Origin of the sequence: Armatimonas sp. (assembly GCF_043757465.1) — a bacterium.
Taxonomy (GTDB): domain Bacteria; phylum Armatimonadota; class Armatimonadia; order Armatimonadales; family Armatimonadaceae; genus Armatimonas.
In genome coordinates this window covers 20,885-33,990 of the sequence record NZ_JAYVPL010000145.1, presented here as the reverse complement: position 1 = coordinate 33,990, position 13,106 = coordinate 20,885, and the positions used below count along the sequence as shown (strand labels likewise).

At 59.2% G+C, this 13,106-nt stretch carries 10 protein-coding genes; 6 read left to right on the top strand and 4 right to left on the bottom strand.

What is annotated here, in order from left to right; translation table 11 throughout:
* The first annotated feature begins 46 nt into the window (after positions 1-46).
* The 3 genes from ACH2ED_RS20060 to ACH2ED_RS20050 all read left to right on the top strand — a co-directional run bounded on the left by ACH2ED_RS20060 (position 47) and on the right by ACH2ED_RS20050 (position 4,283).
* Positions 47-1,384, top strand: a complete 1,338-nt coding sequence (locus ACH2ED_RS20060) for a hypothetical protein (RefSeq protein ID WP_395094504.1) — start codon at positions 47-49, stop codon at positions 1,382-1,384.
* A 99-nt stretch (positions 1,385-1,483) separates the two neighbouring features.
* The gene (locus ACH2ED_RS20055; RefSeq protein ID WP_395094503.1) at positions 1,484-2,974 is read left to right on the top strand and encodes an aldehyde dehydrogenase family protein; all 1,491 of its coding nucleotides are present in this window, start codon (positions 1,484-1,486) and stop codon (positions 2,972-2,974) included.
* Positions 2,975-2,981: 7 nt separating this feature from the next.
* On the top strand, positions 2,982-4,283 hold the full coding sequence (locus ACH2ED_RS20050; protein WP_395094502.1) for an aspartate aminotransferase family protein: 1,302 nt from the start codon (positions 2,982-2,984) through the stop codon (positions 4,281-4,283).
* A gap of 13 nt (positions 4,284-4,296) precedes the next feature.
* On the opposite strand, the gene ACH2ED_RS20045 is transcribed toward ACH2ED_RS20050, so the two are convergent.
* Together ACH2ED_RS20045 and ACH2ED_RS20040 are read right to left on the bottom strand one after the other, a co-directional pair.
* Positions 4,297-5,664, bottom strand: coding sequence for a sulfatase (locus ACH2ED_RS20045; protein WP_395094501.1), 1,368 nt, complete (start codon positions 5,662-5,664; stop codon positions 4,297-4,299).
* The gene (locus tag ACH2ED_RS20040) at positions 5,661-5,867 is read right to left on the bottom strand and encodes a hypothetical protein (protein ID WP_395094500.1); all 207 of its coding nucleotides are present in this window, start codon (positions 5,865-5,867) and stop codon (positions 5,661-5,663) included. The genes ACH2ED_RS20045 and ACH2ED_RS20040 overlap by 4 nt, the downstream gene beginning before the upstream one ends.
* Positions 5,868-5,949: 82 nt before the next feature.
* Between ACH2ED_RS20040 and ACH2ED_RS20035 the strand changes: the two genes are divergently transcribed.
* The 3 genes from ACH2ED_RS20035 (at position 5,950) to ACH2ED_RS20025 (ending at position 10,486) form a co-directional block, all read left to right on the top strand.
* Positions 5,950-6,309, top strand: a complete 360-nt coding sequence (locus ACH2ED_RS20035) for a hypothetical protein (RefSeq protein ID WP_395094499.1) — start codon at positions 5,950-5,952, stop codon at positions 6,307-6,309.
* Between the two features lie 116 nt (positions 6,310-6,425).
* The gene (locus ACH2ED_RS20030) at positions 6,426-8,576 is read left to right on the top strand and encodes an ATP-binding protein (RefSeq protein WP_395094498.1); all 2,151 of its coding nucleotides are present in this window, start codon (positions 6,426-6,428) and stop codon (positions 8,574-8,576) included.
* 44 nt (positions 8,577-8,620) lie between these two features.
* Complete coding sequence (locus tag ACH2ED_RS20025; protein WP_395094497.1) at positions 8,621-10,486, top strand: response regulator; 1,866 nt, start codon at positions 8,621-8,623, stop codon at positions 10,484-10,486.
* Between the two features lie 67 nt (positions 10,487-10,553).
* On the opposite strand, the gene ACH2ED_RS20020 is transcribed toward ACH2ED_RS20025, so the two are convergent.
* Both ACH2ED_RS20020 and ACH2ED_RS20015 read right to left on the bottom strand, forming a co-directional pair.
* Complete coding sequence (locus ACH2ED_RS20020; protein ID WP_395094496.1) at positions 10,554-12,488, bottom strand: alpha-amylase family glycosyl hydrolase; 1,935 nt, start codon at positions 12,486-12,488, stop codon at positions 10,554-10,556.
* On the bottom strand, positions 12,485-13,081 hold the full coding sequence (locus tag ACH2ED_RS20015) for a hypothetical protein (RefSeq protein ID WP_395094495.1): 597 nt from the start codon (positions 13,079-13,081) through the stop codon (positions 12,485-12,487). Before ACH2ED_RS20015 ends, ACH2ED_RS20020 begins: the two co-directional genes overlap by 4 nt.
* Between the last annotated feature and the right edge of the window lie 25 nt (positions 13,082-13,106).

Sequence of the window (13,106 nt, the reverse complement as noted above, 5' to 3'; positions counted from 1 at the left end):
CTGGCCTGCGTGCGGATGCACACAGGCTTTTAGGAGCAAACGAACAATGAAGCGTCTTTTACTGGCAGCAGGACTCCTGACTGCCTTTGCCCCCCTGACGATGGCACGGGAAACCCGTCCCGCCGTTTCTATTTCCTTTCTTCAGGAGCTCAGCGCCAAGCAGAGCGCTGCTCTGGGAACCTACAAGGCCGAGGCCCCAGGCGTCCCCACCATCGTCGTTAAGGCCAAGGGCGCTCAGCTCATCATGGCTGCAGAGGGCTACCCGGAGCTTAATATCACACTCAATGACAAAGACCAACTGATTGCTGAAGGGCTTCCCGAGGGGTTTAACTTCACCTTGGTGCGTGACAAAGACAAAAAGATTACAGGGCTAAAAGTCGAGACTCCCATGGGCGGCGGCGAGCTTAAGCGTGTCGCGGAGACGAAAGAAACCAAGCCCGCTCCTAAAGTGGAAGTGAAGCAAGCCGACGTGCCCGATGTGCTGGGCGTCTACGAGTCCGATGAGATTGACGGCATGCGGATCAAGGGTGAGATGGTCTTTGAGAAGGGCAAGCTGCTCCTCAAGACCGAGGGTCAGCCCGATCGGGAAGTGAAGCTCGGCAAAGATGATACGATGACCACCACGCCAGAGATTCCTGATGTGACCTCGATGAAGCTGACCCGTGACAAAGACGGTAAAGTAGTCGGCAGTGTGATTGAGACGGCGCAGGGCAAGCTCAACTTCACCCGCAAGACCTTCCCCAAGCCCCCTGGTGCCGAGACTCCTAAGTCCGGACTCCCCGATGTTTTGGGCAAGTACGAAGCAGAAGACTCTGCCAGTCCGGTCAGTGAGCTAGAAGTGGTTGTCAAGGAAGGTAAGCTCGTTATCATTGTCGAAGGCCAGCCGGAGATAGACTTCACTTTAGGCAAGGACGATGACGTTGTCACGACCAAAGCTCCCGAAGGAATTACGTCCAAGTTCCAGCGCGACAAAGACGGCAAGATCACCCACCTCATCGCCGACACTCCTGTGGGTAAGCTCTCTTTCAAGCGTAAGACCTTCCCCAAGCCTCCCGTCGCTGAGAAGAAGGCCGACGAGCCCACGAAAAGTGATGCCGCCGATCCCATCGTACGCCTCAAGGCTCTGGAAGGAATCTACACGAGCGACGTGGCAGGCCTGCCCGTCGTGACGGTGCGTGTGAAAGACGGCAAACTGGTCGTCGAGCCCGAAGGCCAGACACCTATCAGTAGTGCCAAGCTCTCCGCCAAAGATGAGCTCACAGGTGAGGGGCTCCCAGAGGGCTTCACGGTCACCATCCAGCGCAACAAAGAGGGCAAAGTCACGGGTATGCTTGTCAAGACTCCGATGGGCGATGCCACGTTCACCCGCGCACCACTGAAATAGAAGCCCCCTAGCCCCCGCCCGTCGGGGGATATGTAGAAAAATAATTTTTCTTCATGTTCCCCCGTTCGACGGGGGCTAGGGGGTAGGTACAATCTCGGCATGACCGACGGTACAACCAACTTCATCAACGGCGAGTGGGTGGCAGCAGTAGGCGGCGCAGTGTTCGCGTCCACGAATCCTGCCAACACCAGCCAGACTCTCGGACTCTATGCCCGCTCCGACCAGCGCGATGTCGCGCTTGCCGTGGCGGCGGCAAAGGCGGCGTATCCCGCGTGGCGAAAAACTCCGGCTCCAGCGCGAGGGGCGCTGCTGACAAAAATCGGGCGACTCCTCGAAGAACGAAAAGAGGCATTCTCTCAGGCAATGGTCAACGAGATGGGCAAGGTGCTGGTCGAGGCGCGCGGCGATGTACAAGAGGCCATTGACATGGCGCACTACATGGCAGCGTTCGGGCGGCTCCCTAGTGGCAGTGTGGTTCCGTCGGAGCGCCCGGATATCTACTGCTCCGCGCGCAGAGTTCCCGTAGGCGTTGTGGGCCTCATCACCCCGTGGAACTTCCCGATTGCCGTGCCTACCTGGAAGATGTTCCCCGCGCTTCTGGCAGGCAATACTGTAGTCTGGAAGCCCGCCGAGGACACACCCGGCATGGCGGTCCTGCTCATCCAGCTCCTCGCGGATGCCGGAGTTCCCACAGGCATCGTAAACTTAGTCACCGGCTACGGCGAGGAGGCGGGCGCGGCCTTAGTGGAAGCCGAGGGCGTCTCGACCATTTCTTTTACAGGCTCAACAAGTGTCGGCAAGCACATAGCGGGGCGTTGCGGCCAGCTCATGAAGCGCGTGAGCTGCGAGCTGGGCGGCAAGAACGCGATTGTGGTGCTCGACGACGCCGATATCGAGCTGGCGGTCAAGGGCTGCCTCTGGAGCGCTTTTGGCACGGCGGGCCAGCGCTGCACCGCCGCAAGTAGATTAATTGTGGACAAGCGCATCAAAGCGCACTTTGCCGAAAGATTAGTAGCAGAGACACTCAAACTCCGCATGGCTCCGGGTGCAGACCCAACCGCGCAGATCGGCCCGGTCGTGAATCGCACGCAGCTAGAGCGCATTCACAGCTACATCGCCATCGGCCAGAACGAAGGCGCAACACTGCTCACGGGCGGTACGCCGCTCACCGACGCGCCACTGGACAAAGGCTGCTTCTACGCCCCAACGATCTTTGACAGCATGACACCAGGCATGCGCATTGCTCAGGAGGAGATATTTGGCCCCGTCACTGGGATTATTACTGTAGACGGCCTCGACGAGGCCATTGCTATCGCCAATGGCACCGACTACGGCCTCTCGCTCTCGCTCTACACCGCCAATCTGCGGCGCGGCATGCGGGCGCTAGACGAGTTGGAGTCGGGGATTGTCTACATTAATTTGCCTACCAGCGGCGCGGAGATCCAGCTCCCGTTTGGCGGCGTGAAGAACACCGGCAACGGCCACCGCGAGGCGGGCTGGATGGCGATGGACTGGTGCACCGAGTGGAAAGCCGCCTACATCAACTACGCCGAAGGCAGCGAGCTGGTGCGAGCACAGATCGACGTGTAAAGAAACCATGACTAAACAACACATCTTAGAGTTAAATCAGGCCGGGCTTCTGGCCGATGTCCTCGGGTTTGAGACCGACGAAGTCGCCGGTCAGACCGAGGGAAGCAGCGTCACGACTCTCTCGGGGCGGGAGTTTGTGGACTTCACGGGCGGGATTGCCGTCCATGCCTGCGGACACTGCCACCCGAGCATCGTGGCGGCGATTCAGAAGCAAGCCACTGAAGTTCTGCACACGTCGGACACCATGCGCCACGCCCCACAGCTAGAGCTGGCGGACTTTCTGCGCGGGAAATTAGCCGCCGCTGGAGTGCCCAACGCGGCGTTTGTGTTTATGAACTCCGGCTCCGAGAGCAATGACGGCGCGGCGAAGCTGGCGCTGAAAGTGACAGGCAAGAAAAAACTCGTCGCGTTTGTCGGTGCGTTTCACGGACGGACCATGCTCTGCTCCGCCCTCTCCCGCTCTAAAACGCTGCACTGGCAGAGCTTAGAGCCGTTTCTTGCGCCGCTCCGCCAGCATATTTTCCACGCCCCTGCACCGCGCTGCGCCGGGTGCAAAATGGACTCCCCAAGCTGTTGTAATGTCGGGCTGGAAAAACTCTTTGCGGAGCATGGCGACGACATCGCTGCCGTGTTCTTCGAGGCACAACAGGGCGAGGGCGGCTATGTGCCAAGAACTCCCGAGTCCGGCAAGCGCCTGCGGGAGCTCTGCGATAAGAACGGTGCGCTACTCATCGCCGATGAAATCCAGGCGGGGATGGGGCGCACAGGCCGCTGGTTTGCCTTTGAGCACCTTGGGATCGTCCCCGACATCGTTGTCTTTGGAAAAGCGGTGGGCGGCGGAATGCCACTGGCGGGAATCGCAGCCCGCGCGGATCTACTAGCCCGCTGGACACCCGGTGAGCACGGCACCACATTTGGCGGCAACCCCGTTGCCTGCGCCGCGGGGCTCGCCGCAGTGCGCCTGATGGAGCAAGAGAAGCTCGTTGAGCGCACTGCCCGGCTCGGCGAGGAAGTTAAAACACGGCTAGGTAAGCTCATCGGTAGCCACGGGGTCGTAGACGTGCGCGGCAATGGCTTCATGCTGGGCATTGAGTTTCGCACCCCAGACGGCGCTCCCGATTACGCTCGGCTTGAGACGCTTAAAGATGCCTGCCGTGAACAAAACCTGCTCGTGCTGACGTGTGGTGCTAAGCTAGGCGACGCCAAAGCCGACTGCGCCGTGATCCGCTTGATCCCCCCGCTCAACACACCCAAGGACGTTCTCTGGCGCGGTATTTCCGTGGTTGAGAGCGTAATCGCCACCGGATAGGCGACACAGGCGACTACGCGCGGACTGAGACCGTTTCCTGCCCCCAGTTAGCAGGCTTAGCGTAGTCCACCGTGCCGCTGGCGTCGGTTTTGTAGCCGCAGCGGCGGATGAGTTCGGCAGAGGATTGGAAGGTGTCGCCGGTGGCTTTGAGGCGGGCAGTGAGCTTCTTTTCGAGATCCACTTGGAGGGATTTGAAGGCGGGGTCATTGGCCCGGTTGGTTTGCTGGTACGGATCTTCCTGGTTGTCAAAAAGCAGCCAGGGGCCGTTACTGTCACGGACGTAGGTGTAGCGCCGTGTGCGGATGCCTCGGTACGCGCGTCCTCCGCGCTCTCGCGTCCATTCACCAAAGGGCGCGGGGCAGAGAATCAGCGCCGCGTCGTCGTCCCATTTTCTCTTACCCTGCACCACGGATGCTAAGTTTCGTCCCTCCACAGTGCTGGGAACCGGCAGACCACAAAGACCCAGTAGCGTTGGCATCAGATCCGGCGTGCCGATAGGGCCGGTAATGGTTCGTGCTTTACCCCCCGGGAGCCGGATGAGCAAGGGCACGCGGATGGACTCATCCCAAGGCTTTTGTTTCTTGAGCATCCCGTGCGAGTGCAGCATATCACCGTGATCCGATGTGTAGACAAAGACCGTGTTCTCAAGCTGCCCACTGGCTTTCAGCGCGGCGATCAGCTTTCCAACGCACTGATCCAGCGCATCAATATGGGCGTAGTAGCCCGCATAGGTGCTCTTTGCCGCAGCGCGGCTTGCCTCGGGCACATTGGGTCGGAACGTGAGTGCCTTGCCATCGTAGTGCTCCAGTAGATCCTCAGGGCACATTCGATACGGATCGTGGGGCGGGCCAAACGAGAGGCAGAGCAAAAATGGCTTGTCCTTGGCGCGGCCCTGGATATAGGAAATCGCCTCGTCCGTCTGGGCGTAGGCATCGTAGCCGGGCCAGGCGCGTTTCTGGGTATCGTCGCCCGCAAAGTACTGGGAGTTTAAGTAGTTGTGCGTGCACTCTAAAACCCGCCAGTGGTCGAAGCCCTGACGACGCTCTGGAGGAATGCGCTGATCACGGCCCGTGCCATCTACATGCCACTTCCCGATCCACGCCGTGCTATAGCCCGCTTGCCCGAAGGCGTCAGCGAGCGAGACGGCTTTGTGGTTGAGGCGCAGATCGTTGAGGAAAAGCCCATGCGTGAGCGGATACTGCCCCGTCAGAAAGCTCGCTCGCCACGGGGAGCAGACCGGCATGGTCGCGATGGCATGCGTAAAGTGGACACTCTCCTTGGCCAGCGTGTCTAAGTGCGGGGTAGCGACTTCTTTATTGCCCGTGTAGCCGTGGTCGCACCAGCGCCACTGATCTGAAAAAACAAAGACAACATTCTTCATTCCGGTTTTAGCACAATCCCCTCAATGCGATTTTGCACGATAAATGGCTGGGCCATCAGAAGCCGACGTGCCGTGTGGACAGCCTCGGGTGTTGCCTCTAACCAGAGAACTTTATACCCTAAAACCGCCAGCCGAAGCGCTTCCTCTGCCCCTCGTATTTCAAGCAGGGGTGGATTGGCAGGGTCAGTCAGCGGTGGCAACATAAATACATTATAGCATTTCCCTAAAATGCCCTAAACTCCATCGCATTTCTCTCCGACCATACTCTTGTTAAAGGATGGTGCAATGGCAAATGTCAGAACCTGCCTTGAAGAAGTGATGCAACTCCAGGGAATAACCGGTGCGGTGATGGTGGATCTCAAGAACGGCAAGATGCTGGGAATCGCGGGCGATACCCCGAACCTAGATATTGAAGCCGCTGCCAATACGGACTTAATGAAGGCCAAGTTCCGGGTTCTCTCCTCTCTGGATAGCAAAGAAACCATCGAAGATATTGTGATCACACTAGGGCAGCGCTGCCAACTCCTACGCTGTATTGGTGGGTCACAGGGCTTAATGATCTATTTGAATATGCAACGACAACAGGCAAGCCTCTCTGAGGCACGCCAGAAGCTCAGCCAACTTGAGGCGGAGCTCGTCATTTAAAATGAAATTCTCTCTAACGAACCAAATTGTGCGAAAGGTGTGTGTCACGAATGGCTGATTCGTTGTTCGGAATCATCGGTCTGGGTACCGGAGTCGTGTTCGGTGTAAGTGGCCTGATGAGTTTCCTGAAAGGGAAACAGCTAATGACCGATGCGGCGCGAAATTCCTCCCGGAAATCCTCCCGCGAGAGCGAGAGCGAAGCGAAGTTACGCGAGCTAGAGCAGCAGTTCGCCACAAGGGAGACAAGCTTCCGTCAGGAGCTTGAGGAAACCACCCGTCGCCTCAAGGAAGCGGACCAGCGCGCGGAGACCCTGACTCAGGATCTGGCCGGTCAAGTTTCCCGAATAGGAACGCTTGAGAGCGGATCCAAGACTCTTCAGGAGCAAAAAACGCTCTGGGAGGCTGAGAAGGCTTCCCTTGCTTCCGCACTAGAGACCGCTCAGGCCAGTGGTGCTGCCAGTGAGGAAGTCAGCCAGCTTAAGGAACAGCTAGAGGCCACACGCAGCCAGCTCAAGGACATGGAAGCCAGAGCAGCGGATGCGGAGGCTCAGCAGCGCCACGCCGAAGAAAAGGCCGACCAGCGGCTAAACAAACTGAGCCAGATGTCGGAAAAAGTGGCTCTTGAGCTCAATCAGACCAAAGAGGCCCTCGCGGCTGCCGAAGCGGGTAAGGGCAGTCCCGCTGCCAGCCCACTCGCGGGCTCCGATATCTTCCTGAACGCTCTGGTCGAATCCTCACACGATGCAGTCTGTGTCATCAATGAGAACGGGAAAATTATCACCTGGAACCGCTCTGCCGAGGCAATCTATGGCTACGGCCAAGCAGAAGCCCAGGGGCTCGAAGCGGATCTGTTAGTCGCTCACGATAGCCGGGAGAGCTTCAAGAAGGCAGTGGATCTCCTAGAGGATGCCAATAAGCCACGCACTCTGGATATCTACGGCGTCCGCAAAGACGGCAGCGCGTTCCCCATCGAGGTAGTGCTGGCCAGTTGGAAAGACGATGCCAGCGGCGAGAAGCGCTGCGTCCTCATCACCAGCGATGTCTCCGAGCGCCGCCAAGCCGAGGCGATGCGTCGCGATAAAGAGGCCGCTGAGGAAGCCAACCGTGCCAAGAGTCAGTTTCTGGCCAACATGAGCCATGAGCTACGCACGCCGCTCAACGCCATTATTGGGTTCTCAGAGATCCTGCACGACCGAACATTCGGTGAGCTGACTCCCAAACAGGAGCGCTATGTCGGCAATATTCTCTCGTCGGGCCGCCACTTGCTACAGCTCATCAACGATATTCTCGATCTGTCCAAGATCGAAGCGGGTCGTGTTCAGCTCGACTACGCCGCGTTCTCGCCGCTCACCGCAGTACGCACCGTGGACAATCTAGTGAAGGCACTGCTCCAGAAGAAGAATATCACCCTGGATATTGAGGGAGGAACAACCCTACCTCCGCTTATCGCAGACCAGGCTAAGTTCAAACAAGTCCTCTACAACCTAATCTCTAACGCCATCAAATTCACTCCGGAAAACGGAAAAGTGACCGTGACACTGGCAACAGCGGGCAATGGTAGTCTGCTTCAAGTAGACATCAAAGATACCGGAATAGGGATCAAAAAAGAGGATCAGGATCGTATTTTCCGAGAGTTCGAGCAAGTGGATAACTCCTACTCACGCCAGCAACAGGGCACGGGCCTTGGCCTGGCACTGGTACGAAAGTTTATTGAGATGCACGGAGGCAGGATCTGGGTAAGCTCGGCAGGCGAGGATCAGGGAAGCACCTTCAGCTTCACCGTCCCCTTTGGCCCCGAAGATGCCGCTCCGGGCCGTGGCCCCAAGCCAGAGCGAGCCAGCACTGCCCCCAGTGTTCCTAAGCCCATGGCGCTCGTGGTGGACAGCGATGCCGCAGCGGCAGAGCTCCTTACCCATCACCTGCAAGAAGGCGGCTACGATGTGGCCCGTGCCAGCAGCGGGAAAGATGCCCTCCTGCTTGCCCAGGAGCTCAAACCTGCCGTGATCACTTTGGAAGTCGAGCTGACAGGCGAAGATGGCTGGGAGATTCTCAGCCTGCTCAAAGGAGATCCCAACATCAAGGACATCCCCGTGGTCGTGGTCTCGGTTACGAAAGAGCGTAGCCGCGCCGTTCAGCTAGGGGCCTCAGAGCTTGTAGTCAAACCCATCGAAGCCGGAGCACTCCTAGGAACTCTCGCCGATGCCCGAAAGAGCCCTGCCGTCACTGCTCCCACACGCCGTGGTCGGAGTGAACGTGCGGCTGCGTAATCCCTGCCAAACTCTGGCCCGACGAGACGAGACGGAGAAAGATCGTGGCTGAAAAAAAGATACTGGTTGTTGAAGACAATCCAGTGAACATGGAGCTAGTAACGGACCTCCTGGAAGTAGCGGGTTTTACCTTTGAAACCGCTATGAACGCTGAGGAAGGTATTCGGCTCGCGGATGCGGGACTGCCTGACCTGATCCTGATGGACATTCAATTGCCCGGAATGGACGGTTTGGAAGCCACCAGCATCCTGAAACAAAACCCGAAGACAAGACATATTGCGATTGTCGCCCTCACCGCACATGCGATGAAAGGCGATGAGGAGCGAGCGCTGGCGGTAGGCTGCATCGGCTATATCACCAAGCCCATCAATACCCGCACTTTCCCGCACCTGGTGCGAGAGTTCGCCGAGTCGCTCAGTGATGCGCCTGCCCTGCTGGAAGAGCCCCCGCTACGGACAGAAGTTATAGCGGAAGTCACGGAAGCACCGGCGCTCTTACTGGCGGCTGAGGACGGTGCGCCTCTGTTGCTAGAGGCGGAGCGTGAGGAGTTCTTTCTGACACTGCCCCAGGACACCCCGGTGGTGCTGGAGCTGGTTAGTGAAGAGAGTCAGCCCCTCTCGCCGATCTTGCTAGACGCAGAGGAGTCGGCCCCTGCTCCCACTCTAGAACTGGTTCAGGCCCCCCCACGCGCTCTGAGTGTGCCTCCACTGGTAGAGAAGCCAAGCGCGTCTCCGCCTGAAAAGCGACGTAAACGCGGGCTTAGCTTCTCTACGGCAGCCGCCAGCGCGGCGCGGCTACTGGTGGTGGACGACGACGAGATCAATCGTGAGATGCTCTCAGCGATGCTACGCACTCTGGGCTACGACTCCGAGCTTGTCAGCAGTGGCCCTGAGGCTCTGGAGAAGCTAGACAATAGCTACGACATGATCCTGCTAGACTACATGATGCCCAGTATGGATGGGGTCGAGGTCTGCACACGAATCCGTGAGGAATCCCGCTTCAACGACATCCCGATAGTCATGGTAACCGCCCTCTCAGGCAAAGAGGATCGCCTTCGCGCCGTGGAGGCAGGAGCCAACGACTGGATCTGCAAGCCCGTAGATCGCACAGAGATTCAGGTACGTATTGCCTCGCTTCTGAAGATGAAACGGGCACAAGATGATCTGAAGAAGCACCAGCGTAGCCTGGAAGAAGCAATCCGTAGCCGGACAGCCGATCTGCGCCAAGCAATGGAGGAAGTCAAGCAATCCCAGGAGAATGCACGGCGCTCCGCACTCGATGCGATGCAGCGCATGGCCTACACCGCCGAGTTCCGCGAAGGCCCCACGGCCGCTGCGCACATCCGCGCCGTGGGCCAGTACAGCACCGTGATCGCCAAGGCAATGGGCCTCGACGAAGACGCGGCGGAGATGTTGCTCTACGCCAGCCAAGTGCACGATATTGGCCTGCTCGCCATTGAGGATAGCATCGTCAATAAAAAAGGAGAGCGCGACGAGTACGAGGAGTCGGTCTACCGACAGCACGCCATCTTGGGTGCCCGCCTCCTCTCGGGATCGCCCTCGGAGCTACTGCGCTCCGCCGAGCTGATTGCTCTCTCACACCATGAGCGCTGGGATGGCAAGGGCTACCCGCAGGCACTGGAAGGGGAGGAGATCCCGCTCTACGGACGTATTGTCGCCCTGGCAGATGCCTTCGACCAGTGGACAAGCTACAACCATAAAAAACGCTCCCTCAACAATGAGGAGGCTAAGAAAAAACTCAAGGAAGAATCCGGTAAAGCCTTCGATCCCAAGATCGTGGATGCCGCTCTAAAAGCCTTCGATGAGATTGTGGAGTGGCAACGCCGCTTCCGCCGTGCGGAAGAGCCGCCCGATGACCTCCCGGTCAGCGCCATCTCCTACGCCGTTTGAGAGAATATCAAGATCACATACACACCACCCCGCCGGGACTCTCGGCGGGGCTTTCTTTATTGTTTCTTTATCGCACGAGTACCTGGGCGGAGCGAGGCGCGAGAGTGAGGGTGAGTGTCGGGCCGGTGACGCTGACACGGGCGCTTAGTAGGGCATCGGTGAGACGTGTATTGGCGGGGATCTTAAGCTCCGAGAGGTCGAGGGTAAGCGCGGCGGGTTTCTCCGAGTCGTTGTTGAGCGCGACGAGGACGAGCTGCTCCCCGAGGACGCGGGCGTAGGCGTAGTGTTGGCCTTGGGCGTGCAGGACGCGCGTGGTGCCATGGCGCAGGACGGGGTGCGTGGCGCGTAGGCGGGTGAGTTTTTTGACGTGCTGGAAGAGCGCCTCTTCCCCCTCGGTGCGTCCCTCGGGCGTGAACTTATTGAGCTTATCACCGGGAAAGCCGCCAGGGAAGTGCCGCCGGTTATCGGGATCGTCGCCGCCCGAGAGAGCGACTTCATCGCCGTAGTACCAGAGCGGGATGCCACGTGACGTAAAAAGAAAAGTCGCGCCGAGCTTCAGCCCGGCGAGCGTCGCGCCCTTGCGGCCTAGAAAGCGTGCCGTGTCGTGGAGGCCAAGAAACGTCACCAGCGCATCGGGGCTGAGGTAGAGGCTATCGTGGGCAAGTGCCCCGGCAACATCACTTGCACCAAGCGCGAATCCGCTTTTTTGGAGCGGCTCACCATGTGCAAAGGCGGCGATCATGCCACCTTCCAGCGGGAAGTCGTAGAGCAAATCAAAGCCCGCGTCTATGCCGTCAAAGCCGCGCTTGCCGCGCTGGTAGAAGGCATTGACAGCGGCGTTGGGCAGGTTGACCTCGCCGAGCGTGGTGAGCTCGGGAAACTCGCGGCGCAGTGCGGCGTGCCAGTCGCGCCAGAAGTCTCGGGCCACGTAGGGCACGGTGTCCTGGCGAATCGCATCGAAGCCGTAGACTCCCACCCACCAGAGCGCGTTCTGGATCAGATAGCGGCGGCACTCCGGGTCTTCCTGGTTGAGGTCGGGGAGAATACCCGCAAACCAACCCTCCAGCGTGCCGCGTTTTGAGGCATAGGTGGCGTGGGGGCTGAGGAGATTGACCACGTTCCAGTCGCAGTCGAGGTGCTTCTCCGGCGTGCCATGGAACCAGGTGGGCGTGGGCGGATGCATCACCCACGGATGGAACGGCCCGCAGTGGTTGACAACCTGGTCTTGCATCACCTTCAGCCCCAGCCGGTGCGCCTCGGCGATGAGCGCGTGCAGTTCTTTTGGGTCGGCGAAGTGCTCTTCGAGCGCATAGAAATCCACCGCGCCGTAGCCGTGGTAGTCAATGGAGGGCTCGCCAGCCCAAGCGAGGGTCGGGTGCTGGAAATCCGCGTTATCATAGAGCGGGGTCAGCCAGAGAGTCGTGACGCCTAGGTCTTTGAGATACGGGAGCTTCTTGCGAATCCCGGCCAGGTCGCCGCCGTGGTAGTGGCGTGGGCGCTTGGGGTTGTAGATGCCCTTGGACTTCTCCGGGTCGTTGTTGGTCGGGTCGCCGTCGCAGAACCGGTCGGGCATGATCAGGTAGATCACATCGTCGGCGGTGACCCGTCCCAGGCGCGGCGCAGCCTTATCGAGAATGGTGAAGCTCGCCTTTGCCTCCCCCACACTCGTGCGCACCGTCAGTGTCCGCACCCCGAGCGGCGCGTCTTTGGCCAGCGCCACATCCACAAAGAGCGAGCGCCCGTCGGCACTTACACTTGGTTTCCCGAGGCGCACCCCGCCGCCTTCCAGCGTGACCTTCGCTCCCATCAGCCCTTCACCACGCACCAAAAGCCGCGCCGACTTTTGCGCCGTCTGCCGCCACCACGATGGTGGCTCAATCGCGTTTATCTGCACGTTGCCTAGTCTCTCCCCCATGTTGTTCAGTGTCTGCCCGAAAAGCTCCTCAATTAGAAAGATCCCAAACCTACGCGCCGATGACCGCGCATGCACCAGTGGCTTCACGATACCAGCTCCAGAAGTATGCCCAGCACTTTCTCCAGTGCCTCGACGGGGTACTCGTTCACATCCACCGTGGCGATTTTGCCGTCCAGCCGTAGAAAGCGCCAGCGGTCGCCGGTGGTGACACAGCCGTAAAGAAAGCGCAAGGGCTTGCCCTGTTTCTCATTGAAGCGCTGCGCCGCAACCAGCTCCGCTAGGCACTGCCCGATGCCGCTGGGAATATCCTCACGCTTTGCCTCGACCACGGCAAGTACCGGCGCGACGACTTCCGTGCGTTCCGGGGAGCGGGAGAAAAGATAGTCGCAGAAGCCTGCAAGTCCCAGCTTGCGATCCACAGTAAAGTCCACGCCGGAGTGGAGCGAGACCTGTCGGTGCTTCTGCTCGACGACCTCCATCAGAATCGGGGCGATAATAAACTCTGAGCGTGCTTTTTCTGTCTGCATGTCCAGTGCAAGGGGCAGATAGCGCTCTAGGGTCATCTTGAGAAAGTCGCTGGGCACAGCAAGCGGCGGCACGGGAAACAGCGACGTGTCACGCTCAATAGTCAGTCCGAACTGTGCCTCGACCTCGGGGAGGGTAAAACGATTGTAGGCCATGCGCCTATTTTACCGCTCCCCCTCA

Coding starts and splice junctions, on each gene's coding strand:
- ACH2ED_RS20060 (WP_395094504.1), top strand. CDS start 47: ATGAAGCGTCTTTTACTGGCAGCAGGACTCCTGACTGCCTTTGCCCCC.
- ACH2ED_RS20055 (WP_395094503.1), top strand. CDS start 1,484: ATGACCGACGGTACAACCAACTTCATCAACGGCGAGTGGGTGGCAGCA.
- ACH2ED_RS20050 (WP_395094502.1), top strand. CDS start 2,982: ATGACTAAACAACACATCTTAGAGTTAAATCAGGCCGGGCTTCTGGCC.
- ACH2ED_RS20045 (WP_395094501.1), bottom strand. CDS start 5,664: ATGAAGAATGTTGTCTTTGTTTTTTCAGATCAGTGGCGCTGGTGCGAC.
- ACH2ED_RS20040 (WP_395094500.1), bottom strand. CDS start 5,867: ATGTTGCCACCGCTGACTGACCCTGCCAATCCACCCCTGCTTGAAATA.
- ACH2ED_RS20035 (WP_395094499.1), top strand. CDS start 5,950: ATGGCAAATGTCAGAACCTGCCTTGAAGAAGTGATGCAACTCCAGGGA.
- ACH2ED_RS20030 (WP_395094498.1), top strand. CDS start 6,426: ATGAGTTTCCTGAAAGGGAAACAGCTAATGACCGATGCGGCGCGAAAT.
- ACH2ED_RS20015 (WP_395094495.1), bottom strand. CDS start 13,081: ATGGCCTACAATCGTTTTACCCTCCCCGAGGTCGAGGCACAGTTCGGA.